Source organism: Lentzea sp. NPDC004789 (genome assembly GCF_053601075.1).
Window position 1 is genome coordinate 80,951 of record NZ_JBSGBE010000024.1, and the last position, 26,368, is coordinate 107,318.

21 protein-coding genes are annotated in these 26,368 nt (G+C 69.6%); 10 read left to right on the plus strand and 11 right to left on the minus strand.

From position 1 onward, the window contains the following. Positions 1-2,970, plus strand: coding sequence for a VWA domain-containing protein (locus ACWEIJ_RS38875; protein WP_449842281.1), 2,970 nt, complete (start codon positions 1-3; stop codon positions 2,968-2,970). An 86-nt stretch (positions 2,971-3,056) separates the two neighbouring features. After that, on the plus strand, positions 3,057-4,352 hold the full coding sequence (locus ACWEIJ_RS38880) for a COG1470 family protein (protein WP_449842282.1): 1,296 nt from the start codon (positions 3,057-3,059) through the stop codon (positions 4,350-4,352). A gap of 65 nt (positions 4,353-4,417) precedes the next feature. Here the strand turns inward: ACWEIJ_RS38880 and ACWEIJ_RS38885 are convergent, their stop codons facing one another. The 3 genes from ACWEIJ_RS38885 to ACWEIJ_RS38895 all read right to left on the minus strand — a co-directional run bounded on the left by ACWEIJ_RS38885 (position 4,418) and on the right by ACWEIJ_RS38895 (position 6,372). Beyond that, positions 4,418-5,044: a response regulator transcription factor gene (locus tag ACWEIJ_RS38885; RefSeq protein ID WP_449842283.1), complete on the minus strand. Its 627-nt coding sequence runs from the start codon at positions 5,042-5,044 to the stop codon at positions 4,418-4,420. Positions 5,045-5,110: 66 nt separating this feature from the next. Further along, positions 5,111-5,737, minus strand: coding sequence for a response regulator (locus ACWEIJ_RS38890; protein ID WP_449842284.1), 627 nt, complete (start codon positions 5,735-5,737; stop codon positions 5,111-5,113). Further along, a complete protein-coding gene (locus ACWEIJ_RS38895; RefSeq protein ID WP_449842285.1) occupies positions 5,734-6,372 on the minus strand; it encodes a sensor histidine kinase in 639 nt (212 codons plus the stop codon). The genes ACWEIJ_RS38890 and ACWEIJ_RS38895 overlap by 4 nt, the downstream gene beginning before the upstream one ends. Positions 6,373-6,608: 236 nt before the next feature. On the opposite strand from ACWEIJ_RS38895, the gene ACWEIJ_RS38900 reads away from it, so the two are divergent. Then, a complete protein-coding gene (locus ACWEIJ_RS38900) occupies positions 6,609-7,190 on the plus strand; it encodes a hypothetical protein (protein ID WP_449842286.1) in 582 nt (193 codons plus the stop codon). Here ACWEIJ_RS38900 and ACWEIJ_RS38905 read toward each other — a convergent pair. Then, positions 7,153-8,139, minus strand: a complete 987-nt coding sequence (locus ACWEIJ_RS38905) for a PHP domain-containing protein (protein ID WP_449842287.1) — start codon at positions 8,137-8,139, stop codon at positions 7,153-7,155. The two genes, ACWEIJ_RS38900 and ACWEIJ_RS38905, sit on opposite strands and share 38 nt — an antisense overlap. A 110-nt stretch (positions 8,140-8,249) precedes the next feature. On the opposite strand from ACWEIJ_RS38905, the gene ACWEIJ_RS38910 reads away from it, so the two are divergent. Together ACWEIJ_RS38910 and ACWEIJ_RS38915 are read left to right on the plus strand one after the other, a co-directional pair. Next, entirely contained in the window at positions 8,250-8,687 is a 438-nt protein-coding gene (locus tag ACWEIJ_RS38910; RefSeq protein ID WP_449842288.1) for a DUF3237 domain-containing protein, read from the plus strand. Positions 8,688-8,771: 84 nt separating this feature from the next. Further along, positions 8,772-10,340, plus strand: coding sequence for an alpha/beta fold hydrolase (locus ACWEIJ_RS38915; RefSeq protein ID WP_449842289.1), 1,569 nt, complete (start codon positions 8,772-8,774; stop codon positions 10,338-10,340). 26 nt (positions 10,341-10,366) lie between these two features. Here the strand turns inward: ACWEIJ_RS38915 and ACWEIJ_RS38920 are convergent, their stop codons facing one another. Next, positions 10,367-11,587 (minus strand): serine hydrolase domain-containing protein, encoded by a 1,221-nt coding sequence (locus ACWEIJ_RS38920; protein WP_449842290.1) that lies wholly within the window; start codon positions 11,585-11,587, stop codon positions 10,367-10,369. 169 nt (positions 11,588-11,756) lie between these two features. Here ACWEIJ_RS38920 and ACWEIJ_RS38925 point away from each other — a divergent pair, with 169 nt between their 5' ends. Beyond that, complete coding sequence (locus ACWEIJ_RS38925) at positions 11,757-14,582, plus strand: ATP-binding protein (RefSeq protein ID WP_449842291.1); 2,826 nt, start codon at positions 11,757-11,759, stop codon at positions 14,580-14,582. Here the strand turns inward: ACWEIJ_RS38925 and ACWEIJ_RS38930 are convergent. After that, positions 14,579-15,526, minus strand: a complete 948-nt coding sequence (locus ACWEIJ_RS38930; RefSeq protein WP_449842292.1) for an MASE1 domain-containing protein — start codon at positions 15,524-15,526, stop codon at positions 14,579-14,581. The two genes, ACWEIJ_RS38925 and ACWEIJ_RS38930, sit on opposite strands and share 4 nt — an antisense overlap. 138 nt (positions 15,527-15,664) lie before the next feature. Between ACWEIJ_RS38930 and ACWEIJ_RS38935 the strand changes: the two genes are divergently transcribed. The 3 genes from ACWEIJ_RS38935 to ACWEIJ_RS38945 are packed head-to-tail and all read left to right on the plus strand — an operon-like array spanning position 15,665 to position 20,293. Beyond that, positions 15,665-16,312 carry a zinc-binding dehydrogenase gene (locus tag ACWEIJ_RS38935; protein ID WP_449842293.1) on the plus strand — a complete coding sequence of 216 codons (648 nt, stop codon included), beginning with the start codon at positions 15,665-15,667 and terminating at the stop codon, positions 16,310-16,312. 34 nt (positions 16,313-16,346) lie between these two features. Further along, a complete protein-coding gene (locus ACWEIJ_RS38940) occupies positions 16,347-18,485 on the plus strand; it encodes a molybdopterin oxidoreductase family protein (protein WP_449842294.1) in 2,139 nt (712 codons plus the stop codon). A 26-nt stretch (positions 18,486-18,511) separates the two neighbouring features. Further along, positions 18,512-20,293 (plus strand): AMP-dependent synthetase/ligase, encoded by a 1,782-nt coding sequence (locus ACWEIJ_RS38945; protein ID WP_449842295.1) that lies wholly within the window; start codon positions 18,512-18,514, stop codon positions 20,291-20,293. A gap of 196 nt (positions 20,294-20,489) precedes the next feature. Here ACWEIJ_RS38945 and ACWEIJ_RS38950 read toward each other — a convergent pair whose 3' ends face one another. Both ACWEIJ_RS38950 and ACWEIJ_RS38955 read right to left on the minus strand, forming a co-directional pair. After that, the gene (locus tag ACWEIJ_RS38950) at positions 20,490-21,473 is read right to left on the minus strand and encodes a LacI family DNA-binding transcriptional regulator (RefSeq protein WP_449842296.1); all 984 of its coding nucleotides are present in this window, start codon (positions 21,471-21,473) and stop codon (positions 20,490-20,492) included. 50 nt (positions 21,474-21,523) lie between these two features. Next, a complete protein-coding gene (locus ACWEIJ_RS38955; protein ID WP_449842297.1) occupies positions 21,524-22,351 on the minus strand; it encodes an ABC transporter permease in 828 nt (275 codons plus the stop codon). 71 nt (positions 22,352-22,422) lie between these two features. Between ACWEIJ_RS38955 and ACWEIJ_RS38960 the strand changes: the two genes are divergently transcribed. Further along, complete coding sequence (locus ACWEIJ_RS38960) at positions 22,423-23,154, plus strand: RNA-guided endonuclease InsQ/TnpB family protein (RefSeq protein ID WP_449842298.1); 732 nt, start codon at positions 22,423-22,425, stop codon at positions 23,152-23,154. Between the two features lie 5 nt (positions 23,155-23,159). Here ACWEIJ_RS38960 and ACWEIJ_RS38965 read toward each other — a convergent pair whose 3' ends face one another. Genes ACWEIJ_RS38965 through ACWEIJ_RS38975 form a run of 3 tightly spaced genes read right to left on the minus strand, consistent with a single transcriptional unit; the run spans position 23,160 to position 26,283 of the window. After that, positions 23,160-24,053 (minus strand): ABC transporter permease, encoded by an 894-nt coding sequence (locus tag ACWEIJ_RS38965; protein WP_449842299.1) that lies wholly within the window; start codon positions 24,051-24,053, stop codon positions 23,160-23,162. After that, positions 24,050-25,108, minus strand: coding sequence for an ABC transporter ATP-binding protein (locus tag ACWEIJ_RS38970; protein WP_449842300.1), 1,059 nt, complete (start codon positions 25,106-25,108; stop codon positions 24,050-24,052). The genes ACWEIJ_RS38965 and ACWEIJ_RS38970 overlap by 4 nt, the downstream gene beginning before the upstream one ends. Beyond that, positions 25,108-26,283: an extracellular solute-binding protein gene (locus ACWEIJ_RS38975; RefSeq protein ID WP_449842301.1), complete on the minus strand. Its 1,176-nt coding sequence runs from the start codon at positions 26,281-26,283 to the stop codon at positions 25,108-25,110. The genes ACWEIJ_RS38970 and ACWEIJ_RS38975 overlap by 1 nt, the downstream gene beginning before the upstream one ends. Positions 26,284-26,368 lie beyond the last annotated feature (85 nt).

The window sequence follows — 26,368 nt, forward strand, 5'->3', positions numbered from 1 at the left end:
GTGCGCGCACTTCCGCTGTTGCTCGTGACCCTCCTCGCGACCCCGGTTCCGGTGGCACAGGCCCAACCGGCACCCGAGCCGGAGCCGTTCAAGATCGGTTTCTCCAGCCTGGAGAACGACAACCGCGACATCTTCACCGTCGACAGCAGCGGAAACGCGCGCACCCGCCTCACGACCAGCACACGCGGCCAGCAGGACCCGGCGTTCTCGCTGGACGGCACCAGACTCGCGTTCGTCGAGGACGACCACGTGATGATCGCCGACGCCGACGGCGGGAACCCCAGGCGCCTCAACACCGAGACGCGCGCCCAGTCGCAGCCGGCGTGGTCCCCGGACGGCACGATGATCGCGGTCGTCACCCGGATCCCGAACGGCGACGGTTCCCGGCCGGTGATCCAGATCTACCGCGTGTCCGACGGCGTGCGGACCGGCGAGATCGCCGTCCCGAAGCACCTCGACGCCGAGGACACGCAGCCGGACTGGTCACCGGACGGCAGGACCATCGCGATCACCCGCCGCTCCAGCGCCGTCCCGCCACCGCAGATCACGGTGCCCGACGCGGACCGTCCGGCCAGGCAGGGCAGCACGTTCGGCCTCGACCAGGTCGTGCACACCTCGCGCATCCCGCCGAAGCCGGACGTCGTGCTGCTCATCGACGCCAGCAAGTCCATGGGCGACGAGCTGCAGGCCGTCAAGGAGCAGCTCGGCCGGATCATCGGGGACGTGCAGAAGGTGCAGCACGAGACCAGGTTCGGCGTCGCCACCTACGCCGGTCCGGAGAACAACCGCATCCGGCTGTTCAAGGTCGAGGTCGCGCTGACCGACGATCCCACCGCCGCCGTGCAGGGCGTCAAGCTCGTGGACGAGAACAACTCCGAGGAGATGTGGGCGCACGCCTTGATCAGGACGGCGACCGGCGCGTTCGACTTCCGGCCCGACTCCAGCCGGGTGGTCGTGCTCATCGGGGACGAGCCGACCCTGCCGGGACCGGACGAGGGCGACACGCTCGACAACGCGATCACCGCGCTGAACAAGGCCAACATCCGCGTCATCGGCGTCGACACCGGCCCTCCGACCGGCCGCCGCCTCGACGTGGAGGGCCAGGCGAGCCTGGTCGCCGACCGCACCAAAGGCGTCGTGAAGCAGCTCACCAGCGGAGCGCAGGAGATCGGCGACGCGATCCTGAAGGGCATCACCGATCTTCCGGTGACGGTCACGCCGGTGTCCAAATGCGACACCGGGCTCACCGTCGAGCTCACCCCGCCGGGCCCGGTCACCGGACCGAGCGGCCAGGACGTGACGTTCGCCGAGAAGTTCGCGGTGTCCCCGTCCGCCACGCCCGGCAGCACGCTGCGCTGCACCGTCGAGTTCCGGCTCAACGACGAGACCGCCGCCCGCCCAGGCCACGTCCAGACCGTCACGGTCCAGGTCGCCGATCCGGCCAAGCCCGTCGTGCGCGTGGACGACGTGACCGTGCAGGCCCAGGACGGCGTCGGCGCGACGGTCGCCTACCAGGCGAGCGCGACCGACAGCCAGAACCGCCCGCTCACCCCGGCGTGCACGCCGCCGTCCGGCACGAAGTTCCCGATCGGTGTCACCCGAGTGACCTGCACGGCAACGGACGCGCAGGGCAACACCGGCAGCGACACCGCCGTCGTCACGGTCACCTCGGCCGATCGGGACGGTCCCGGGATCTGGCTGGTGAGCCCGGACGGCTCCAGCCAGGTCGACCTGTCCGAACGGTTCACCGACCCGTGCCGCAGCCGTTCCAGCGAAGAACCGGCGTGGTCTCCGGACGGCAAGAGCCTCGCCATGACCCAGGACGACCAGATCTGCGCGGTGAACGCGGACGGCAGCGGCGCCCGCGTGATCGTGCGCGGGACCGAGGCCGTCGCACGCCCGAGCAGCCCCGCGTGGCTCCCGGACGGCACCAGGATCGTGTTCCAGGCCTCGGAGGTCGAGCGGCCACCGGACCTGTACACCGTGCCCGTGCAGAACGGCACGCCGAAGATCCTCACCCGCAACGCCGCTCAGCCGGCCGTGCAACGACTTCCGCGGCTCACCGTGGCCACCACCGCGACACCGGCCGAGATCCCGTTCAACGGTAAGACCACCATCGAGGTCGTCGTCGCGAACACCGGTTTCGCACCCGCTCCCGCCACACTCACCGTCACCGTGCCGGACGGGCTGCAAGGCGGACCCGCGGGCGGTGACCTCGGCCCGATCCCGCCCGGCGGGCGGAAGGTCGTGAGCGGCGAGGCCACCGGCGTCACGGCCGGCGAGCACGTGGTGACCGCCGCGGTCGGCGCGATCACGTCCAAGGTCACCGTGAAGGTCCTGGAACGCACCGGATCGCTGTCGCTCACGATGACGGCGAGCCCGCAGCCGTCGTTCGTCGGCGGTGACGACGTGACCGTGACCTTCAAGCTGCTCAACAGCTCCGGCTCGACGCTCACCGACGTGCGGGTGAACGCCTCGGCGTTCGGCTGTCAGCCGGAGTGCGCGGTCGGCACGCTCGGCCCCGACGGTCAGGCCGAGGTCAGGATCACGATCCCGGCCACCGCGGCCGTCGACACCGAGCTGGCCGCCGTCGTGATCGCCACCGGCCCGGACGAGGACGCCCAGGACAACCTCGCCACGACCCGGATCGTGATCAAACAGCCGACGCTCACCACCGACCAGCAGGCGGGACCGCTCGGCGGGGTGGTCTCGGTGCAGGGCAGGGACTTCCCACCGGGTGCGAAGGTGCGGCTCGGCTGGACGGCCGGCATCTCCGAGACACCGGGGGAGATCACCACCGCGGACGGCACGTTCTCCGCGCAGCTGCTGGTCTTCCACAACGACACCGAAGGAGTCCGGCAGGCCCAGGCCACGTCCGTCGAGGGCCCGCGGTTCGGCGACGTGAGGTCGGGCGACTTCCTCGCGCTGCCGAGCACGGTGCAGCCGTCCGACTTCGTCGAGCGCGGATGAGCTGCCCCAACGGGCAGAGATGAGCGCACCCGGCCACGCCTCCACCGCCGCTGCGCGGGGACAGGGATGCAAGGAGACTGCTAGTCATGGGAGCAACAGCGACACTGTCCACTTCGGACCTGTCGGTCGCGCCGGGCGGGGACGTCACCTGCCAGGTGGTGGTGCGCAACGCGGGCGAGCTGGTGGACCAGTTCACGATCGACGTCGTCGGCGACGCCGGGCCGTGGAGCCACGCCGAACCGGCCGTGGTGAACCTCAACCCGGGTGAGTCCGCACCCGTCCTCATCCGGTTCGCACCGCCGCGCGACGCGAGCGTCTACGCGGGCTCCGTCCCGTTCGGCGTGCGGGTGATCTCACGCGAGGACCCGCACGGCTCGGTCGTCGAAGAGGGCGTCGTCGTGGTCGGCGCGTTCACCGACGTGGCCGCGGAACTGGTGCCCGCCAAGGCGGAGGGCAGCCGCAAGGCCAGGTACGAGGTCGCCGTCGACAACGTCGGCAACGCGCCCGCGCTGCTGCGGCTGCGGGCCGTCGACCCGGAGGACGAGCTGGACTTCCGGCTGGAGCGCAGCGAGATCGCGCTGCCACCGGGTACCACCGCGTTCGTGCGGCTGCAGGCCAGGCCCCGCAGGACGTTCCTGCGCGGTGAGCCGAAGCGGCACCCGTTCCGCATCGAGATCGCGCCGGAGCAGGGCGAGCCGCTGGCCGCCCAGGGCACCATGGTGCAACGCCAGCTGCTGCCGAAGTGGTTGCTGCCGGCCCTGATCGCGCTGCTGCTGCTCGCGGGAGCCCTGGCGGCGCTGTGGTTCTCGGTGCTGGCGCCGGCCGTGAAGTCCGCGGCGCGGGAGGCGATGCAGCAGGAGAGCAAGGAGATCAAGGAGAAGGCCGACGAGGCGGCCAGCGCCGCCGGTGCCGCGAAGAACGAGTCGAAGCAGGCGGCGGCCAACGCCGGGCAGGCCCTGGACGCGCTGGGCATCAAGCCGGGCGACACGAGCGCGACACCGACGTTGCCCAAACCGGCCGAGAAGGGCGAACCGGTGACGGTCCGGCTCGACATCACCTCGCCGATCGTGACCAACACCGGTGCGTTCACCGAGGTGACCTTCACCCCGCCGGACGACAAGAAGACCTTCCTGGTCAAGGATCTCTTCTTCGAGAACGCCAGGGGCGACTCGGGCACGGCCCAGCTGGTCCGGGACGCGGGCGGGACGCGCAGCACGATCCGGGTGATCGGGCTCGGGAACTTCCGGGACCGCGACGAGCACTTCCAGGAACCGCTGCGGTTTCAGCCCGGCGAGAAGATCGTGTTCCGGGTCAGCTGCCAGAACCCGCAGCCGAAGGGTGCGTGCACGCCTTCGGTGGTGCTGAACGGACGCTCGGAGTGACGGCCGTCACGTCGATGAAGGGAACCTTCCTTCACCTCAGGTGGATGAATGTTCCCTTCATCGCTCTAGATGAGGCCCTCGCGCAACGCGAAGGCCACCGCGTGGGCGCGGTTGCGCAGCTGGAAGCGGTTGGTGATGTCGTGCAGGATCGACTTCACCGTCCGCTGCGAGTAGCACAGCCGCTCCGCGATCTCCTTGGTCTCCAGCCCGTCGGCGATCATCCGCAGCACCTCGGTCTCCCGGCTGGACATGCCGGCGAGGTTGAGCCCGTTGGGGCGCAACACGTTGCGTTGCAGCTGCGACACGCGGCCGAGCAACCGCCCGAGCAGGTCCGCGGGCAGCGACCCCTCCCCGGCGTGCGCCGCGCGGATCAGCCGGACCAGCGTGTCCGGGGTGGCGTCGGCGCGCCGCAGCACCGCGGACACGCCGCTGCCGACGACGTCGAGCAGCTCGGAGTCGGCCACGTCCCCGGCGACGAGCACGATGCCGGGGTTGGGCTGGCACTGCAGCTTTCTCAGCAGCTGCAGGACGTTCTCGTCGAGACGTTCCGCGACGACGAGCGCGACGCAGCTCTCCGCGGTCTCCGGTTCGACCAGCCGGATCTCCGGCCGGGAGCGCAGTGCGACCGTCACGCCGGCGCGGGTGATCGAGTCGGTGGCGTGCAGGACAACGGTGACGGGTTCGGCGTTCATCAGCTCCCCTTCTGACGTCAGCACCTCCATGGTCGTGCCGGGGACGTCCCGGCGGACAGGGGGCACTTATCCCGAGTTGTCCCGGAACAGGTTCATCGCCTGCGCGCGATCCGCGACCTGCAACTTGCGGAGGATGTTGGACACGTGGTTGCGCACGGTTTTGGTGCTCAGGAACAACTCCCGCGCGATCGCGGCGTTGCCCTTGCCCGCGGCCATGAGGTGCGCGACCTCGCGTTCGCGCCCGGTCAGCTCCGGCAGCGCGCTCGGACGTGGTGCCGTGGCGAAGAAGTCGAGCAGTCGCGTGGCCACGGCGGGGCTGAAGATCGCTTCTCCGTCACCGACCGCGCGCACCGCCTCCACGATCTGCTGGGGACGCGAGGACTTCACCAGATAGCCGCGCGCGCCGGCCTTCATCGCGGCGAACACCGACTCGTCGTCCTCGAACATCGTCAGCACGAGCACGCGTGCGGACGGTCGTGCGGCGACGATCCGGCGCGTCGCCTCCACCCCGCCGAGGTCCGGCATGTTGAGGTCCATCACGGTCACGTCCGGCTGCAGCCTGGTCGCGAGCTCGATCGCCGCCGTGCCACCGGAAGCCTCGCCGACCACGTCGATGCCGCCGTCGGCCAGTGCCGCCATCACGCCGCGGCGGAAGAGCGGGTGGTCGTCCACGACCAGCGCGCGCAAGGTCATGAGACCGGTAGCGCGGCCGCGAGTCTGGTGCCGCCGTCGAGGCCCGGCTCGACCCGGCAGTCGCCCCCGAGGTCGCTGGCCCGCCGGCGCATCGACGTCAGACCGACGCCGGTCGGCACGTCGGCCGCACCGACCCCGTCGTCGAGCACCTCGACCTGCAGTTCGGTGTCGAACCACAGTCGTACCGTGCACGTGCGCGCCTCGGCGTGCGTCACGACGTTCGTGAGCGCCTCGCGGATGATCCGGTACGCGGCCACGCTCACCGCGTCGGGCAGTGGCGGGATCTCGCCGAGCACCACGACGTCGATCACGACGTGCATCCGCGAGCGCAACGCGCCGACGAACCGTTCGACCGCCCCGACGAGACCGAGCTTGGTGACCGTGGCCGGGTTCTCGTTCGCCACGAGCGACTTGATGTCGTCGATGGCCGAGTGCACCTCGTCTTCGAGCAGCGCGAGCAACCGGGCCGCGCCGGCCGGGTCGGAGGTGAGCAGCTGCCGTGCGGACCGCAGCCCGAGGGCGACGGCGGCGAGCGACGGGCCGACACCGTCATGGAGGTCGCGCAGCACCGTACGGCGTGCTTCAGCCGCACTCCTGGCGCACGACTCCGCGGGCACGATGAATTGGCGGCGCATGCTCACTCCTCCCAAAATGACGTCGCTTGGACGTCGGCACCCGTTTCCGGGGTTCCCGATGGTGTGACTACAAGTCCCCTGATCGGCCCATTCACCACTGGTGCGGGAGTGGGTGACGGGATCGTTTGCACTCCGATGGAAACCGGCGTACCGGTGATACAGCCAGATGGGAAAAGCAAATGGCCCGGTGAGCGGTACGGACGTATTTGTGTGCCGAACGGACGCTCCTACCAGGTATGGGAGTCGAGGTCCACGACCCTCGCTGGCTCACCGCCGTGCCGGGCGCCGAGCTCGTGGTCGGGCTGGACGAGGTGGGTGAGTGCGCTGCGGACGGTCACCGGGTGACCGTGCTGATCGACCTGGTGCCGGACATCGTGCCATTGCTGCGGGGCATGGCCGCCGAGGCCGTGGGGGAGGGCGCGCGCAAGGTCCGCGTGCGGCCGTACGGCGTCGACCGGGTCGACCTCGTGTACGCGGCCGTTGAGCTGAACCGGGTTGCCGAGGACGACGCGGTCGAGGTCCAGTTCGACGTCACCTCCGCCGCGCTGCTGCGAACGGACCCGTTCGCGTTCGTGCGGGTCGATCCGCTCGTGGTCGAGGCGGACGGGACGGTCGTGCCGATCTGCGCCGGGCTGGAGCGGTACGCCCTGGGCACCCTGGACGAGTCGCTCGACGACCTGGTGTCCGGCTGGGACCCCGAACCGGTGAAGGACCTGTGCCGGGTCGCGCTGGGCCGCGCGCTCGCCGACACCGGCCCGCTGGTCTCCTGGTACGAGCACCTCACCCGGACAGCAGCTCGGCTGCGGACCGGGTGTTGATCACGAGGTCCGGCGTGACACCGCACTCCTCCGCCCTGGCGCAGCCGTAGTTCAACCAGTCCAGCTGGCCCGGCGCATGCGCGTCGCTGTCGATCGAGAACGTGCAGCCGGCGTCGACGGCGAGGCTCAGCAGCCTGCGTGGCGGGTCGAGGCGCTCCGGGCGTGAGTTGATCTCCACCGCCGTGCCGTGTTCCGCGCACGCCTCGAAGACCCGTTCCGCGTCGAACTGCGACTCCGGACGGCCCTTGCCCACCACGAGGCGTCCGGTGCAGTGGCCGAGGATGTCGACGTGCGGGTTCGCCACCGCCGTCAGCATCCGTTCGGTCATCTCCGCCTTCGGCATCTTGAGTTTCGAGTGGACGCTCGCCACCACGACGTCCAGCCGTGCCAGCAGGTCCTCGTCCTGGTCGAGCGAGCCGTCGTCGAGGATGTCGACCTCGATGCCGGTGAGAATCAGGAACGGCGCGAGCTCGGTGTTCAGCTCGGCCACGACCTCCAGCTGCTTCTCCAGGCGCTCACGGGAGAGTCCATTGGCGACGGTCAGGCGCGGCGAGTGGTCGGTGAGCACCATGAACTCGTGGCCCAGGTCCCGTGCGGCCTCGGCCATGTCCCTGATCGGGCTGCCGCCGTCGGACCAGTCGGAGTGGACGTGGCAGTCGCCCTTCAGCTGCGCGCGCAGCTGCTCGCCGCCGCTGAGGTCGACGTGCCGCAGCTTCGCGAGATAGGCCGGTTCGCGGTTCGCGAGCGCGTCCGCGACCACTCCGGCGGTCGACTTCCCGACGCCTTTCAGATCGGTGAGGGTGCCGAGCTTCGCCCGCTTCTCGACCTCGGCGGGGTCGAGCTCGGCGAGCACCGCCGCCGCGTTGCGGAAGGCCTGGACGCGGTAGGTCGGCTTGCCCGCTCGTTCGAGGTGGAACGCCACCTGCTTCAACGCCTTGACCGGATCCATACCTCTTCCTACCCCATCCGGCCGGGCCGCGCGGGCCGGGTGTACGGGGTTTCCCGACGGATAAGCGGCGCTCGTTGCCCGCCCGGCACGGGCCCAATAGCTTCGCCACCATGTCGAGCAACCCGTTTGCGCTGATGGAGCTCGTGCCGTTGGGGACGATGACCGCGACGCTGCGAAAGCCTTACCTGCTCCCGAGAATACCCGCCGGTGACCGGTTGATCTACGAGGTCGAGTCGGGGAGGTTCGAGGGCGAGCGGCTCTGCGGCGTCATGCACGGGACGTCCACGGCCGACTGGCTCACCATCGGCCCGGACGGCACCGCGACCCTGGACGTGCGGTCCGTGCTGAGGACGCACGACGACGCCTACGTGTACCTGCACTACTCGGGACGGGTCGACGTCTCGAACGGTTTCGGCGCGCCGCTGTACGCGGCCCCGCTCTTCGAGACCGGCGACGACCGCTACCGCTGGCTGAACCGCGTCCAAGCGGTCGCGAAGGGCGCGCTCGACGGCCTCGTCCTCACCTACGAGGTGTGCTACGTGAGGTGAAATTCACCCGACCTTCGGGGGTTCCGGTCGGGTCGGCGACTGCGGAAGCGTCGTCGCCGATCCAAACGATCGGAGGGGTGCGCGGTGAGGAAGCGTTGGGGCGCGGCGGCTTTGGTCGCCCCGCTGTTCATGTCCCTGGCGGGAACGGCCCATGCGGAACCAGGGCCGCTGGACGAGTACTACAACCAGACCATCGCGTGGGCCGAGTGCCCGGAGGGCTGGGTCACGCCGTCGACGGGCATCGAGTGCGCCGCGGTCATCGTGCCGATGGACTACCGGAACCCCGGGAACGGCAACCTCGAAATCGCCATCTCGCGCAGGAAGGCCACCGATCCCGCGCGGCGCAGAGGCGTGCTGCTGACCAATCCCGGTGGCCCCGGCGGGTCCGGGCTCGGTGCGGTGCACTGGTTCAACGCGCAGACCGACGTGCTGAAGATGTACGACGTGATCGGCATGGACCCGCGCGGCGTCGGCCGGTCCACGCAGCTGCGCTGCATCTCCACGCCGTCGGACGACCAGTTCCCCTCGCGCCCAACGGATGCGCAGCTCGCCGGCTGGTCGGCGTACGCGCGGGCGGTGGAGGACAACTGTCAGCGCGGCGGCGGTGAGATGCGCCGGTTCGTGTCGACGATGAACACCGCGCGCGACATGGACGTCATCCGCGGAGCGTTGGGGGAGAAGAAGGTCTCGTACGTCGGCTATTCGTACGGAACGCAGCTCGGCGCCGTTTTCGGCTCCATGTTCCCGAAGTCGCTCGACCGCAGCGTGCTCGACTCCGCGCTCGACCCGCTCAAGACGTGGCACGAGCAGGACGTCGACGTGGTGGACGCCATCACCGACAACCTCAGGAAGTGGGCCGAGTGGACGGCCGCGCGCAACGGCACGTACGGGCTCGGTTCGACCCCGGCGGCGGTGCGCGCGGTGCTGGACGGGATCGCGGAGAAGCTGAAGGCCGGGCCGTACGGCGGCTACGCGGACGTGTCGTCGTTCGACAACGCGGTGGGCGCCACCCGCTACCGCCGCTCGTGGGCGGCCTTCTCGCGGCACGTCGTGTCCATCCTGGCGGGCTCCGCGGACTCCGGTGAGGCCTCGGCGATCGTCGCGGCGCTGAAGAAGGGCGACGTCGAGCCCACGTCCGCCGGCACGTACCAGGCCGTGACGTGCGAGTGGGACTGGTTCACCGACGTGAACACCTACTACAACGACATGAAGCGCTGGCGGGACACCAACCCCTACGGCGGCACCGTCGACTACATGGCGCCGACGAACTGCACGTTCCGCGAGTTCCAGCGGCCGGAGAAGATCCCGGCCGTCACCCGCAGGTACCCGGCCGGGATCGTGGTCAACTCCGACGGCGACACGCAGACCCCGATCGCCAACGGGCGGGTCATGGCCGAGCAGCTCAACCAGCCGTTGATCAGCGTGTCGAACGACGGTCAGCACGGGCACTACGCGTTGCGCCGCAACGCTTGTGTCGACGCGCTGGTCAACAAGTACCTGGTGGCGGGCATCCTGCCCGGCTCGCGCGTCACCTGCGCCGGCACGGACCTCGCGGAGAACGTGCCACCGGGTGCGGCGGCGTTGTCGGTGCAGTCGCCGCGTCCGTTGAGCGACATCCTGAGCGAGATCGCGGCGGAGCCCAAGCCGTTCTGATCGCTCGGTCCGGCGGCACCTGATCGTCACGCGAACCAGGTGCCGCCACCGGTCCGCCGGTACCCCAGCGCCCGGTACAGAGCGTCCACAAGGGACTGCCCGCGTGCGTTCACCGCGAGCCCCGGCCCCTGCCGGTTCATCGCGTAGCCGAACGAGACCCGCGCCCCGGGGTCGGCGAACCCGAGCGAGCCGCCCATCCCGTTGTGACCGAACGCCTCCTCGGACAGCAGCAGGCCTTCGGCGTCGTTGGGCGGCAGGTGCGCGTTGTCGGTCGCCTTCTGGAACCCGAGCGCGAACCGCGACGGCACGCCCACGACGGCGTCGAGCCCGGCCACCACGACGTTCGACATCTGCGGGATCTGCGACTCCTCGACCAGCCGCACGCCGTGGTACGAGCCGCCGAGCGCGAGCGGCCGGTACAGGCCGGCGAGGCCGCGGGCGTTGGAGATGCCGCCGACGGCGCCCATCTCGGCGGTGTGCGCGGCACGGGAGTCGGACTCGCCCGGCGCCATGTAGCCGCCGTTGTTGAGCAGCATCAGGCCGGGCACGGACTCGGGTTGCGTCATCGCCGTGATGAACAGCGACGGCAGCAGGATGCCGGGCTGGGTCGGGTCGACCGGGATCGTGTGCGCCACATGGGGTTCGAGGTCCTCCGGCAGGCCGATCCAGAAGTCGAGGCCGAGCGGTCCGGACACCTCCTTCTCGAAGAACTGGCCCAGCGTCAGCCCCGTGACGCGGCGGACGATCTCGCCGACCAGGAAGCCGAACGTGAGGCCGTGGTAGCCGTGCCGGGTACCGGGCTCCCACAGCGGTTGCTGCGCGGCCAGTGCCGACGTGACCAGGTTCCAGTCGTAGAAGGCGCCGGCGGGCAGCCATTCGGTGAGCGCCGGCAGTCCGGCCTGGTGGCTGAGCACGTGCCGGACGAGCGTCGCGGCCTTGCCCTCGGCGCCGTACTCCGGCCAGTACTTCGTGACCGGCGAGTTGAGGTCGAGGACGCCGCGCGAGGCGAGGATGTGGGCGCACAGCGCGGTCGCGGCCTTCGTGCACGACCACACGTGCACGATGGTCTCCTCGGCCCACGGCTGACCGGTGACGGGGTCGGCGACACCGCCCCAGAGGTCGACGACGGGCTCGCCGTCGAGGGTCACGTGCACGGAGGCGCCCACTTCGCCGCGTTCGGCGAAGTTGCGTTCGAACTCGGCGCGCACCTCGTCGAACTGCGGTGCGCAGGTTCCCTGGATCGACATGGACCCTCCTTCTCGCGGCGGCTTGTTCCCAAGGGCATCACTGAGAGGAACCACGGATCAGTAGGGAACACTTAGCGGCTAACGTGTTGCGCCTCAACTGGAGCAGTCGTCCTACCGTACGTGACTGATCGTGTGCGGAACGCTGCTCTTGCCGGGGCAAGACGACCACGTGGAAGACTTCGCGGTGCTCCGCCGAAGCCGGGAGGCCGTCATCGTCGACACTCCGCTCCGCACCGACCTCGTGGGCCGGGAACCGGAACTGCGCGCCGTGCTCGACCGCGTCGACGCCGCGCCCGCGACCGGGCTCGTCGTGGTGCGGGTGAGCGGCGAGCCGGGCATCGGCAAGACGTCGTTGCTCGTGGAGATCGCCCGGCGGTTGCGCGAACGGCACTGCGGGGTGCTGACGTCGGCGTCGGACGTGCTCGGCAAACGCATCCCGTACGGCGCGGTGGTCGCGTTGATCCGGTCGCTCGGCGCGGCGCCGCAGTTGGACAAGATCCGCGCGGATGCCCTGGCGGCACTGGAGATCTCGGTGGCCGAGGACTCCGGTGCCTGGTTCGGGCGTGCCTGCGACCGGGTGGTGCGGCTGCTCACCGAGCTCACCGCGACGCGTCCCGCGGCGTTGCTGATCGACGATCTCGACCACGTCGACGACGACTCCCTGGCCCTGCTGACCCTGGTGCTGCGCCGGGTGTCGGCGGCACCTCTCGTGCTGATCACCGCGAGCCGGTCGCACGTCAGCGAACCTGGTGCCGAACACCTGCTGGACCGCGTCGAACAGCACGCGGAGGTCATGCGCGTCGACCTCGCGCCGCTGTCGGACGCCGACGTCGCCCGCATCGTCGAGGCCGTGCTGCAGACCGCGGTGGACGAGGGCCTCGCCCGCGAGGTCCAGCAACGGTCCGACGGAAACCCGTTCTTCGTCACCGAGATCGCCCGCTCGTTGCGAGAGCTCGACCTGGTGACGGTCGACGGCAACCGCGCCCGTCTCGCGGTGCCTCCGGACGCCATCCGGCTGACGCGCCGTGAGGCCGTTTTGCGCCGTGTCGCTCCTCTGGAGAACGACACCCGCCTGGTCGCACGGGCCGTCGCCGTGTTCCGGCGCGTGCGGCTGGACCAGATCTCATTGCTGGCCAGGGTCGCCTCCCTGCCGGAGTCGACGGTGGTGGCGGCGTTCGACGACCTGCTGCGCGCGCACATCGTGGTGCACGACGACCTCGGCTACCGCTTCTCACACGCACTGGTCGGCGAGGCGCTCTACCACGAGGTCGGTCCGGCGCAGCGCCGTCACCTGCACTCCCTGATCTCCGCGCGGTTGATGGAGGACCGCGCCCAGGGCCTGCCGGTCGACCTGCTGCAACTGGCGTGGCACCTCGCCGAGTCCGCCGCGCCCGGTGACCGGGTCGCGGTCGGCGTCCTCGCCGAAGCCGCCTCGGTGGCCCGTGCGACCGCTCCCGAGACCGCGGCCGCGCTGTGTGCCCGCGCACTGCAGTTGTTGCCGCGCAACGCACCTGAACGCGCCGAGCTGCTCGCGCTGCAGTGCCGGGTGCTCGCCAGGGCCTCACGTCCGGCGCTGGCCGTCGAACCGGGCCTGGCCGCGCTGGAATCGCTGGAACCCGGTCCGGAACGCACACGGGTCGCCACCGCGGTCATCTCGTCGTTGTTCTCCGTCGGACGTACGGCAGAAGCGATGGCATTGGCCGATAACGAGGTCTCGCGCGGCCCGGTCCCGGCTTCGCTGGAGGCCCAACGCGCCGTGCTGCTCGTCTACAACAACCGTCACGACGACGCCGTCACCGAAGTGGCCCGCATCGAGGCACTTCCGATCAGCTCGCCGGCCGAGGGTGTGATCGTCTTCGAGCACCTGGCCATGCTGTCGTCGTTGCTCTTCCAGCACGACCGCACCGTCGAGTACGCCAACCGCGCCCTGGCCTGCAGTGACGGCCAGCCGATGCTCGAACTGCAGGCGCTGTCCGTCTGCGCGTCGATCACCTCGCTGGCGGGCCTGGTGCACGACGCGTCGTGGCGCGTGCGCAGGGCAGAGGAACTCGTCGACCAGGTGGGTTCGCACGGTTTCCGCGCCGAACGCGCGGCCTCTCGCGTGGCGCTCGACTGGCTGGGCGGCCGCTGGGACGCCGCGCTCGACGGCATCGGCCGCTGGCTCCCGGACGTCGAGGCCGCCCAGTCCGACCAGGCACTCGGGGTGCTGCAGGCGATCGAGCTCTCCATCCGCACGTGGCGCGGCGAGCTCGACGTCGCCGCCCGCCTGGCCGCCCTGCCCGCGCCGCAGTCGGTGAACATCTCCAGGCTGCACGCCTGCGCCCTGGCCGAGTACCTGATCGCCCGCGGCGAGGTCGACGAGGCCTACGCGCTGCTGGACGACGCCGTCGGCGCGAGGCTGGAGTCCGCCTACTCGTGCGTCCTGGTCGCGCGGATGATCGAGCTCGACCTGGAACGGGGACGCCTGGCTGCGGCGGAGGAAGCGTTGGCACGGCTGGTTTCGGTGTCGTCCACCCGCGTCTCGCCCTGGTCGCGCACCACGACCCGGCGGGTGAGCGGCGTGGTGCACCGGGACGCGGACCTGTTGCGGGAGGCGGTGTCCGAGGCCGCGCTGGGCGGCCTGGAGTTCGACAAGGCCCGCGCCCAGCTCGCACTCGGCGAGCTCTCCGCCGACGAGGTACCGGTGCTGGTCGAGGCCTACACGACGTTCCAACGGCTCGGCGCGCACGGGTTGCGGCGCCAGGCGGGCAACCGCTTGCGCGCGTTGGGCGCCAAGGTGCCGCGCGCCCGTTCGAAGGCGCCGGGGCTGCTGACCGAGGCCGAGGAGAACGTGGCGCGGTTGGTGCAGCAGGGAATGCGCAACCGCGATATCGCGGCCGCGTTGCACTACAGCCCGCGCACGATCGAGGTCTACCTGTCCCGGATCTACGCGAAGCTGCACGTGTCGTCACGACTGGAGCTGGCCCGCGTGCTCGACGCCATGCAGCAACGTTAGACAGGCGGCACGACCCGGCCGAGCCGTTTGCGCACCCCTTCTTCCTGATAGCGCGCAACGGTGTCGGCCAGCTGCGCGCACGCGCGCTCGATCGCCTCCCGCGCCTGGTTCCGCTCGCTTGTGACCGCGCTCAGGATCAGCCCGGTCAGCGCCACCGTGCCGTTGAACGCCTGCAGCACGATCATCGTGGTCAGCAGGTCGGTCTCGGCGAACCGACCGCTGGCCGCGGACATCACGGCGGCCACGGAGATGATCGCCGCGCACGGGGCGGCGATCGCGTGCTGGAACCGCAACGCCGCCCAGATCAGCATCGGGAACACCAGGAACAGCAGCCGCAGCTCCGACACCGTCACGAACGCCGCGAGCACCGCGGTGGCGACCAGGATTCCCCCTGCCTCCACGAGCCGGCGCGGCGGGGCGGTCCACTGCCGCGGCAACGTCAGCAGCAGCGGCGTGAACACCAGGACGCCCATCGCGTCGCCGGTCCACCACACCGCCACCACGGCCGGGATCTCGTGCCATCCGATCAGACCGGAGAGCTTCAACGCGGTCGTGCCGACCGTCGCGCTGACCAGCATCGCGCCCAGCGCACCCGCGAAGACGAGCAGCAGCGCGTCCTTCAAGCGGTCGAGCTGCGGCCGGAACCCGAAGCGGGTCAGCAGGTACCAGGCGGTCAACGGCGCGGCGGTGTTGCCGACGGTGATCAAAAGGGTGCCGCCGAGGCCCGTGCCGAGCGCGATGTTGGCGGTCAGCGCGCCAAGGGCGATGCCCGGCCAGATCTTGCGGCCCGACATCAGCAGCGCCGCCACGGAGATCCCCGTGGGCAGCCACAGTGGTGTGACCTGGCCCTTGACCAGCGCGAGGACCAGTCCCACCTTGGCCGTCGCGTAGTAGGCGACCGCTACCGCCAGGATCGTCACGGTGGTGCGGAGTGCGGCGTTCACCGGCACATGCTCCACCCGTGTACCCCCGTTCGCCATACCCGGCCACTCGGCGTACCCGGTCGGACTCACCCCGTAGGCCGCTTAGTTGTCGTGGAAGCCGCACTACAGCCGGTGGTCACGAGAACGTGAGATGGCGACATGCGCACAGCGGAGGCGGTCGACGAGGTAGTGGTCGAGGACGGCGGGCGGCGCGTCGTCGTGGTCGCCGGTCGCCTGCGCCTCCCGATCTCCGCGGGTGTCACGGACGCCCAGGCGTTGACCCTCGCCAGGGCGGGCACCACGGCGTGGCACCTCCTGCGCACGTGCGCGCATCTGCGGCCGGACGAGTCGATCGTCGTGCACGACGCGGGGAGCGAGGTCGGCGTCATCGCCGTCCAGCTGGCCCGCAGCTTCGCCGCCGGTCGGGTGATCGCGACCGACTCCAGCCAGGCGCGCCGCCGCAGGGCCGTGAAGCTCGGCGCGGACGTCGCCGTGGAGTCCGGGCTCGACCGGTTGGCCGAGCGCGTCGTTGCGGCGAACGAGGGCAGGCAGGTCGACGTGGTGCTCGACCCCGGCGGCACCCTCACCGCCTCGCTGGACACGCTGGCGCCGTTCGGCCGGATCGTCTGCTACGGCGCTGACCAGGACGAATCCGTCACGCTGACCGGGCTGCTGGGCGGGTCGCGCGCGGTCATCGGGTTCCGCTTCGAGCACACGCTGCAACGGCCCGACATGATCGCGAGGGCGGTCAGTGAGCTGTTCGGGTTGACCTCGGCCGGGCGATTGCGTCCCATGGCGGAGGACTAGTACTCGTTGGTAACAAGCCGGTGTAAGGGGACGCATGAGGACCGTGTTCACGACCTGCCCGCTCTGCGAGGCGACGTGCGGGCTGGAGCTGACGGTCGAGGGCGACCGCATCACGAAGGTGCGCGGTGACCGCGCGGACGACTTCAGCAAGGGCTTCATCTGCCCCAAGGGCGCCTCGCTCGGCACGCTCGACGCCGATCCGGACCGCCTGCGCACCCCGTTGATCAAGCGCGACGGCGAGTTCCGCGAGGCCACCTGGGACGAGGCCTTCCGGTACGTCGACGAACGGCTGAAGGACTTCCCCGATCGCGACTCGGTCGCGCTCTACCTGGGCAACCCGGTCGTCCACTCGCTCGCCGGCGGCCTCTACGCGGGCCCGCTGCGCAAGGCGCTGGGCAGCCGCAACGTCTTCACCGCCAGCACGGTCGACCAGATGCCCAAACACGTCCAGTGCGGCTACATGTACGGCAGCATCTTCTCGATCCCGGTGCCCGACATCGACCGCACCGACTTCATGCTGGTGCTCGGCGCCGACCCGTTCTCGTCCAACGGCAGCCTGTGGACCGTTCCGGACGCGCCCGGCCGGTTCAAGGAGCTGCAAAAGCGCGGCGGGAGGTTCGTCGTCGTCGACCCGCGCCGCAGCCGCACCGCGCAGGCCGCCGACCAGCACGTCGTGATCAGGCCTGGCACGGACGTGTTCCTGCTGCTGGCGTTGATCCACGAGTTGTTCCGGCAGGACCTCGTGAACCTGCGCGAGCTCGCCGGGCACGTCACCGACCACACGGTGGTCCGCGAGCGCGTCATGCCGTTCAGCCCGGAGGCCGTGGAGGAACGCACGGGCGTTGACGCCGCCACGATCCGCGCGCTGGCACGGGAGCTCGCCGGCGCGGAACGTGCCGCGGTGTACGGCCGCATCGGCACGACGACGGTCGAGTTCGGCACGGTCGCGTCGTGGGCGGTCGACACGCTGAACGTCCTCACCGGCAACCTCGACCGGCCCGGTGGCGTGATGTGGCCGTTGCCCGCGCACAGCAAGCGCGGACCCGGCCGCGGCAAGGGGTTCGGCGTCGGCCGCTGGCACAGCCGGGTCAAGGGGCATCCCGAGGTGATGGGGGAGTACCCGGCCGTCACGCTGGCCGACGAGATCGAGACGCCCGGCGAGGGCCAGGTGCGGGCGCTGTTCACGATCGGCGGCAACCCCGCGCTGTCGTTGCCGAACTCCGCCCGCGTGAACGACGCACTGGCCGGTCTGGACTTCATGGTCAGCGTCGATCCCTACCTCAACGAGACCACCCGGCACGCCGACGTCATCCTGCCGACGCCGCCACCGTCCCGTCGCGACCACTACGACATCGCGTTCCTCCACAACTCCGTGCGCAACGTCGTGAAGTACTCGCGCGCGGCGATTCCGCTGGAGGAGGGCAGGGTCGACGAGACGGACATCTTCTTCCGGCTCGCCACGATCTTCAGCGGCCTCGGTCCGTCGGCCGATCTGGACGCCGTCGCCGCGATGCAGCTCGCGGGACTGAAGCAGCAGCTCGGTGCCGACTTCGAGCCGGAGGGCGAGACGCGCGAGGAACGGTTGCTGGACCTCAAACTCCGCACGGGTCCGTACGGTGTCTCGTTGCGACAGTTGCTGGACCACCCGCACGGCATCGACCTCGGCCCCCTCACCCCGCGCCTGCCGGAGATCCTCCGCACCACGTCGGGCCGCGTCGAGCTGACGCCCGAGCCGATCATGGCCGACCTGCCGCGCGTGCTCGCCGCCCTGGAGACACCGGAGACCGACCTGGTGCTGGTCGGCCGCAGGCACCTGCGCACCAACAACTCCTGGATGCACAACGTGCCCTCGCTGGTGAAGGGCAAGCCGTTGTGCACGTTGCTCGTCAACCCCGGTGACGCGGCACGCCTCGGCATCGAGGACGGCAAGACCGCGCAGGTCACCTCGCGCGTCGGCAAGGTCGAGGTGCTGGTCGAGGTCACCGGCGACATCGCGCCCGGTGTCGTGTCGATGCCGCACGGCTGGGGTCACGACCTACCTGGCACGCGGCTCACCGTGGCCAGCGAGCACGCCGGCGTGAACGTCAACCTTCTCACCGACGACCTCCGCATCGATCCGCTCTCGGGCACCGCCGTGCTGAACGGCACCCGCGTGCAGATCGTGCCCGCCTGAGCACACCGACGTCCTTAGGAGCCGCCATGACCGCCGGAGTCACCAGCCCGACCGCGGTGCAGACCGTCCGCCGGATAGCCGACCTGCCGTTCCTCGCGGAGCAGGCCCACGGCGACCGGGTGGCGTGGCGGTTCAAGCAGCACGGCGAGTGGCGGGAGCGGACCTACGCCGAGGTCTCGGAGCTGGTGCTGGACCTGGCGTCCGGGTTCGTCCACGCCGGACTGAAGGCGGGTGAGCGGGTCTGCGTGCTGGCGAACACCCGTCCTGAGTGGACACTGATCGAGCTCGCCGTGCTGGCGGCGGGCGGCATCGTGGTGCCGATCTACCCGTCGAGCACCGCGGAGGAGATCGCCTGGGTGGCCGGTGACTCCGGCGCGTCGTTCGTGGTGGCCGAGAACGAAGCCCAGTGCGTGAAGGTCGACGTCGTGCGCGGCGAACTCCCCGAACTGCGAACGGTGTTCACCATCGACCCGGCCGGCGACCGCCCGAGCGTGGCGGAGCTGTCCGACACCGGCCGCACGTCGCCGCTGGCGGCCGAACTGGACGCTCGTCGCGCGGCGATCAGGCCGGAGGACCCGAGCCTGATCATCTACACCTCGGGCACCACCGGTCCGCCCAAGGGATGCGTCCTATCCAACGCGAACTGGGTCGCGCTGTGCCGGGTCGCGGAGGAGGCCCGCATCGACGCGATGACCGGCACGGTCTACCTGTTCCTGCCGCTGGCGCACGTCTTCGCGCAGATCGTCATGTTCGGGACGATGTACCGCGGTGGCGCGTTGGCCTACTACGGCGGTGACCTGACGGCGATCGTGCCGGAGCTGGCCGAGGTCCGCCCGACCTTCCTGCCCTCGGTGCCGCGGATCTTCGAGAAGATCTACACGTCCGTCACGGCGTCGGTGCCACCGGAGCAGCTGGGTCAGGTGGTCGCGCTCGGTCTGGAGGTGCGGCGCCGCCGTGCCGCGGGCGAGCCCGTGCCCGCGGAGATGGCCGCGGCGTTCGACCAGGCCGAGGCGTTGTTCGCCAAGGTGCGCGCGGTCTTCGGCGGACGGCTCGTGCAGGCGCTGTCCGGTGCCGCGCCGATCTCCCGCGAGGTGCTGCAGTTCTTCCACGCGGCCGGCGTGCCGGTGCTGGAGGGCTACGGCATGACCGAGTCCACCGCGGTCGGCACGATCAACTCGTTGGAACGTTTCAAGCTCGGTTCCGTTGGCGCGTCGGGCGTTGCGGGCCTGGAGATGTCCGTCGCGGAGGACGGCGAGCTGCTGATGCGCGGCCCGCACGTCTTCGCGGGCTACTGGCGCAACGACGAGGCGACCGCTGCCACGATTCAGGACGGCTGGCTGCACACCGGTGACCTCGGCGAGATCGACGCGGACGGTTTCGTGACGATCACGGGGCGCAAGAAGGACATCATCATCACCGCCGGTGGCAAGAACATCGCGCCGGCCAACGTGGAGAACGTCCTGCGCCAGTCGCGCTGGATCTCGCACGCGGTCCTCTTCGGAGACCGGAAGCCCTACTGTGTGGCCCTGCTCACACTGGACGCCGACGAGATCGTGCCGTGGGCGGCGGAGCGTGGTTTGCCGTCCGACCTCGAATCTTTGGTGGGTCACCCAGAAGTGCGAGCGCTCGTCCAGGGAGTTGTTGACGAGGCGAACTCGCACTTCGCCAGTGTCTCCCAGGTCAAGAAGTTCGTGCTGCTCAGCCGGGATCTGTCCCAGGAGGAGGGCGAGCTCACCCCCACGTTGAAGGTCAAGCGGAACGTGGTGCACCGCCTTCACTCTGCGTTGTACGAAGGGCTCTACGAGTAACCCGTACGTACGAGAAATCCAAAAACAGGTACATCCACCCTGGCGGATTCCTTCCACTCAGGGCAGAGTGGGACACCAAGCGGCGCCAGGCCCCCTCCCCCCTCGGGCCCAGCCGCTTCGCGGCCCCGGCTCACGGCGTACTCCCCCCAGACGCCCTTGCCGGGGCCGCCTTGCATCTCAGTGAAGGCGCCCTTCGTCACTTGCGCGGCGGCGTGGTCGTGCCGCGCACGATGAGCTGGGTTTCGGCCACGATCTGCGGAACTTCCGTGTTGTCCGAGTCCAGCCAGTCGAGCAGCATGTTCACCGCGGTCCGTCCCGCCTGCGCCACCGGCATCGCCACCGTGGTCAGCGCGGGCGAGCACAGCGCCGCGTAGGTCAGGTCGTCGAACCCGGTCACCGACACGTCACCGGGCACCGAGATCCCGCGGTCCCGCAGCCGCGCCAGCACGCCCAGCGCCATGATGTCGTTGTAGGCCACGATCGCGGTCGTATCGGCCGCCACGGCCAGATCAGCGGCCTGCAGACCGCCTTCGTAGCGCGGCGCGAACGGTCCGAGGTCCACCAGGTCCACGCCGTGCTGCGTGACGGCCGACATGAGCCCGCGCCGACGCTCCTGGTTGGACCACGACGTGCGCGGCCCGTTCAGGTAGGCGATCCGCCGGTGTCCCAACGCGACGAGGTGGTCGATGACGGCGTGCATGCCACCCGCCGAGTCCATCAACGCGGCGGGCACGCCCGGCAGCCGCCGGTTCAGCAGCACCAGCGACGTCGCGCCCGCCACCTCGTAGATCTGCGAGTCCTCCAGGCCGGGCGCGCACAGCACGACGCCGTCGACCTGCTTGGCCATCGCGTGCACGAGCTTCGCCTCGGTGACCGGGTCCTCGTCGCTGTCCGCCACGAACACCGCGTAGTCGGCCTGCATCGCCCGCGCCTGCACGGCCTTGAGCACGCCCGTGAAGAACGGGTTGTCGAGGTCGGGCACGACGATGCCGATGTTGCCGGTCTTGCCGGTGATCAGCCCCCGAGCCGCCCGGTTGGGCTGGTAGCCGAGGTCGGAGGCGGCAGCCAGCACCCGTGATCTGGTCTCCGGACGGACCAGTTCGGGCGATGTCAGCGCACGCGAAACGGTGGCGACCGATACGTGCGCTCTGCGTGCCACGTCGCGGATGGTGACTGCCACTTGTACCTCACCCTCAACTGCCGGTTGAAACAATCATGACGGGTCAGGCGTCAGGACGGTTCTTTGAGTCGGGTAACGAGCTGGGTCGGGTTCACGAACCGCAGCGCCACCACGAGCAGGACGAGCATCGATCCCGTGTAGATCACCGCCATCGAGTCGACCATCTGTTGTGGTCTGATGCCCGCCGACGACATGGCCTCGTACAGCGAAACGACGAGTGTCTGGCTCGTCGGCCCCGCCGTGAGGAACGTCAGCTCGAACATGCCCACCGTTCGCACCAGAACGAGGATCGACGCCGCCAGGACGCCCGGCACCAGCAACGGCGCCAGCACGCGGGTGAAGATCGCGAACGTGTTCGCCCCGCACATCCGCGCCGCCGACTCGATCTTCGTGTCGATCTGCTCGATGAACGGCGTCATCGTCAGCACCACGAACGGCACGGCGGGCACGAGGTTCGCCGCGATCACCCCGGCCATGCTGCCCGCCAGGTGGAACTTGTACAGCACCGTCGCGAGCGGGATGCCGTACGTCATCGGCGGCATCAGGATCGGCAGCAGGAACAGCACGTTGAGCAGCTTCTTGCCGGGGAAGTCGCGCCGCGCCAGCGCGTAGGCCGTCGGGACTCCGATGAGGACGGAGACGGCGACGACCGCGATCGCGACCTGGAACGTCACCGCCAGCACGTCCAGCAGCCGGTAGTCGCGCCACGCCTCGCCGTACCACTTGCCCGTGTAGCCGCTCGGCAGCCAGGTGCCGAACCAGGACTCGGCGAACGAGTTCGTGACCACCGCGCCGACGACGCCGATGAGGTTGAGCATGAAGAAGGCGAGAGCGCCCCAGGTCAGCCACACGACCGGACGTGCTTTCAGGTGGTTCATTTGAAGCCCTCCGAGGAGATCTTGCTACCCGCGACGATCTGCTCACCAGCGCGCTTGCCAGCTTGTGAACGGTGAGCGGGCACGTGAAGCGGGCGTTCAAGTACCGCTTCTATCCGACCGAGGCGCAGGCTGCCGAGTTGTCGCGCACCTTCGGATGCGTTCGCAAGGTCTACAACTTGGCCTTGCAGGAACGAACGGAGGCGTGGACGCTCCGCCGGGAGCGGGTGGGCTACGTCGCCACCTCGGCAATGTTGACGGCGTGGAAGCGGACCGACGAGCTCGCGTTCCTCGGAGAAGTTTCCTCGGTACCGCTGCAGCAAGCGCTCGGACATCTGCAGACGGCGTTCTCCAACTTCTGGGCAAAGCGGTCCCGTTGTCCGCGTTTCAAGTCGAAGAAGAGGTCGCGCGCCTCGGCGGAGTACACCCGCTCGGCGTTTCGTTGGCACGAAGGCGTTCTGACGCTGGCGAAGATGGCCGAGCCATTGGACGTCCGTTGGTCCAGGTCGCTGCCGGAGGGAGCCAGACCGTCTTCTGTGACTGTGTCGCAGGACTCGGCTGGGCGCTGGTTCGTGTCCCTGCTCTGCGAGGATCCCGGTGTGGTACAGCTGCCTGTCACTGACGCAGCCGTGGGGATCGATGTTGGTCTCGATCACCTGCTCGTCCTCTCGACCGGGGAGAAAGTGTCCAACCCCCGGCACGCATCGCGAGACCGGCGTGCTCTCGTGAGGGCACAGCGATCCTTGTCTCGCAAGCAGAAAGCCCTGCGGCGCGAGCTGCGGGAGTCCCCGGTTCTCATCGGGTGAGGAAGTCAACCCTTGCCTCCCGTCGCACCGCGGTAGAGCGACGTGCGCCAGATCAGCACCACGCCGATCACGATCAGCATCACCAGCGCCATCAGCATCGCGATCGCCGAGCCCATCGCGAAGTCGTTGTCCCGCAACGCGGTCTCGTACGCGGCGATCGACATCACGTGCGTCTCACCGGCCGGGTTGCCGACCATGACCGCGGACGGGAACACGGAGAACGCGAGCACGAAGCTCAGGCAGAACGTGACCGCGAGGCCCGGTGCCAGCAGCGGCATGGTGATCGTCCGGAACCGCTGCCGCCTCGACGCGCCCAGCGTCGCCGCCGCGTGCTCCAGCGTCGGGTCGATGCCGGAGAGGTACGACAGCGTCAGCAGGAACGCGAACGGGAAGCCGGTGATGATCAGGCTGAACAGCACGCCCCAGTAGTTGTGGGTGAGCTTGGCCGGTTCGTCCGCGCCCAGCGCCAGCAGGACGCGGTTGAACCACCCCGTCGGGCCGAAGAACGCGAGGAGTCCTTCCGCGGTCAGCACGGTGCCGAGCGTGATCGGGATGACCAGCACCGTGGTGAGCGCCCTCTTGCCGCGGAACCGGCCGCGCATCCGGAACGCGATCGGGATGGACGCGAGCACGTTGAACAGCGCCGCGGGCAGCCCGAGCCGCAGCGTGATCCAGATCGTCTCGGCCAGGTAGTCGTCGGAGAAGAACGTGACGTAGTTCTGCAACGGGCTGCCGCCGCCCTTGGGCTGGAACGACAGCTGCAGCCCGTACAGGAACGGGTAGACGAACAGCAGCACCACGAACACCGCGCCCGGCACCAGCAACCACAGGACTCGGTCGACGCCCTTCTCGGCCAGCCGGTGCTTGAGCGACGCCCGCTCCACGACCGCGGCCGTCATGCGAACACCAGCACGCGCTCAGTTGGCACCTTCAGCCTGATGGTGTCGCCGGGGGCCAGTCGTGAGGTGGTGCGGACGTGCAGCTGCGAGCCGTCCCGCAGCCGTGCCTCGACCGCCTGCTCGCGGCCGTGGTACTCGACGATCTCGACCGTCGCCTCCAGCGTGTTCTGCCCGGCCTCCGAGACCACCGCGAAGTCCTCGGGACGAACGGCCGCCACGGCCTTCTCGGTGAGCTCCTCCCTTTTGACGCCAACGAGTTCGATGCCGTCGGCGGTCCGGACCGTGGCCCGCTCGCCGCCCTGCGAGGTCACGGTCACCCCGATCATGTTGCGGTAGCCCATGAACCCCGCCACGTACCGGTTGACGGGGTGCGCGTAGACCGCCTCGGGTGAGCCGACCTGCTGCACCTCGCCCAGCCGCAGCACCACGAGACGGTCGGCCAGCGCCAGCGCCTCCTCCTGATCGTGCGTCACGTACACGGTCGTGAGGCCCAGCGACTGGTGCAGCCGGCGGATCTCCGTGCGCATCTCCAGCCGCAGCGCGGCGTCCAGGTTGGACAGCGGCTCGTCCATCAGCACCAGCGGTGGTTCGAGCACGACCGCGCGCGCGATCGCCACGCGTTGCTGCTGGCCGCCGGAGAGCTGAGCGGGGAACTTGTGCTGGTGCTCTTCGAGCTGGACGAGCCGCACCGCCTCGTCCACCCGCCGGTTCAGCTCGGCCTTGGGCGTCTTGCGCATGGACAGGCCGAACCCGATGTTGCGCCGCACGGACATGTGCGGGAACAGCGCGTAGTTCTGGAACACCATCCCGAACCCGCGCTTCTCCGGCGGGAGGTCGTCGATGCGCTTGCCGTCCAGCATGATCCGCCCGCCGGTGAGCGGCAGCAGTCCGGCCAGGCAGTTGAGCGCCGTCGACTTGCCGCAGCCGGACGGCCCGAGCAGGGCGACGAACTCGCCGCCCTTGATCGTCAGGTCCATGCCCTTGAGGGCAACGGTGTCGCCGAACGCGCGCTGCACGTGGTCCAGGTGCAGCTCGGCAAATCGTTGTCCCGTCACTACTTCTTACCGATCTCTCGGTCCCACCGCTGGAACGCCTTCACCTGCTGCGCGGCCGGCAGCGAGGTCTCCTTGGGGTTGTCGGTGATGAGCTTGTCGTACTCGGCGCGGCCGAACTTCGCGATCGCGTCCTGCGACTCCTGCGGCGCCATCTGCAGCGTCACGTCCTTGACCGCGGGACCGGGGTAGAAGTAGCCCTTGTCGTAGGCCTTGGCCTGCTGCTTGGGGTCCAGCATGAACTTGATCAGCGCCAGGTTCGCCGACAGCACGTCCTGCGACACGCCCTTCGGCACGACGGCGTAGTGCGCGTCGGTGACCCAGTGGAAGCCCTTGAACGTCGCGATCTTCATGCCCTCCGGCACCGAGCCCAGCACACGCGGGTTGATGTCCCAGCCGGTGGTCGACGCGACCATCCACGACGTGCCGTTCGCCAGGTTCTTCATGACGTCGGTCGTGCCGCCGGGGTAGTTGTCGACGTACTGGCCGAGGTCCTTCAGGTAGGCCCAGGTCTTGTCCCAGCCGTTCTCGGGGTCCTTGGGGTCCTTGTCGCCCAGCAGGTAGGGCAGTCCCATGAGGAACGTCCTGCCGGGACCGGAGTTCGCGGGCCGCGCGTACTGGAACTTGCCGGGATGCGCCTTGGCCCACTCCAGCAGTTCGGCGGGCGACGAAGGCGGCGTGGGCACCTTGGCCGGGTCGTACTCCAGCAGCGGGCCCGCGGGGTAGTAGGTGACGGCTACGCCCTGGCCCTGCGCGAGCTTCTGCATCTCCCACGCGGGCGGCAGGTAGGTCTTCTCCAGGTCCGGCAGCTTCGCCGAATATCCGGGGAGCAGTTCGTAGACGAGCTTCTGCTCGATGACCGACGACAGGCCGTCGGTGCCGGTGAGCACGAGGTGGGTCTGGGAGGTGCCGGAGTTCTGCTCGGCCTTGAGCTTGCCCGGCATGTCCGGCGCGGTCGCCTTGGTGTAGTTGACCTTGCTGACGTAGTCGGGGTGCGACTTCGCGAACTCGTCGATCATCCCCTGGGTGAGCTGCAGGTTTCCGGCCACGTCGAGGACGTTCAGCTCGACCGGCTTCGACGGCTTGTCCGGGACCGCGGCGGGCGCGTTGTTCTGCGCCTGCGGTGTCTCCGGTGCACCACACGCCGTGACCACCAACAGGCCTGTGCTTGCCAACAAGACTGGGATGACGAGCTGTAACTTCCTTGTCCAGCGCATCTCGGGGCTCCCTAACTGACTCTGGACCTGGCGCTCGAAAACGTTT

Excerpts from the sequence above, each read along its gene's own strand:
- ACWEIJ_RS38880 (WP_449842282.1), top strand. The coding sequence starts at position 3,057 with ATGGGAGCAACAGCGACACTGTCCACTTCGGACCTGTCGGTCGCGCCG.
- ACWEIJ_RS38885 (WP_449842283.1), bottom strand. The coding sequence starts at position 5,044 with ATGAACGCCGAACCCGTCACCGTTGTCCTGCACGCCACCGACTCGATC.
- ACWEIJ_RS38890 (WP_449842284.1), bottom strand. The coding sequence starts at position 5,737 with ATGACCTTGCGCGCGCTGGTCGTGGACGACCACCCGCTCTTCCGCCGC.
- ACWEIJ_RS38895 (WP_449842285.1), bottom strand. The coding sequence starts at position 6,372 with ATGCGCCGCCAATTCATCGTGCCCGCGGAGTCGTGCGCCAGGAGTGCG.
- ACWEIJ_RS38900 (WP_449842286.1), top strand. The coding sequence starts at position 6,609 with ATGGGAGTCGAGGTCCACGACCCTCGCTGGCTCACCGCCGTGCCGGGC.
- ACWEIJ_RS38905 (WP_449842287.1), bottom strand. The coding sequence starts at position 8,139 with ATGGATCCGGTCAAGGCGTTGAAGCAGGTGGCGTTCCACCTCGAACGA.
- ACWEIJ_RS38910 (WP_449842288.1), top strand. The coding sequence starts at position 8,250 with ATGTCGAGCAACCCGTTTGCGCTGATGGAGCTCGTGCCGTTGGGGACG.
- ACWEIJ_RS38920 (WP_449842290.1), bottom strand. The coding sequence starts at position 11,587 with ATGTCGATCCAGGGAACCTGCGCACCGCAGTTCGACGAGGTGCGCGCC.
- ACWEIJ_RS38935 (WP_449842293.1), top strand. The coding sequence starts at position 15,665 with ATGCGCACAGCGGAGGCGGTCGACGAGGTAGTGGTCGAGGACGGCGGG.
- ACWEIJ_RS38940 (WP_449842294.1), top strand. The coding sequence starts at position 16,347 with ATGAGGACCGTGTTCACGACCTGCCCGCTCTGCGAGGCGACGTGCGGG.
- ACWEIJ_RS38945 (WP_449842295.1), top strand. The coding sequence starts at position 18,512 with ATGACCGCCGGAGTCACCAGCCCGACCGCGGTGCAGACCGTCCGCCGG.
- ACWEIJ_RS38955 (WP_449842297.1), bottom strand. The coding sequence starts at position 22,351 with ATGAACCACCTGAAAGCACGTCCGGTCGTGTGGCTGACCTGGGGCGCT.
- ACWEIJ_RS38965 (WP_449842299.1), bottom strand. The coding sequence starts at position 24,053 with ATGACGGCCGCGGTCGTGGAGCGGGCGTCGCTCAAGCACCGGCTGGCC.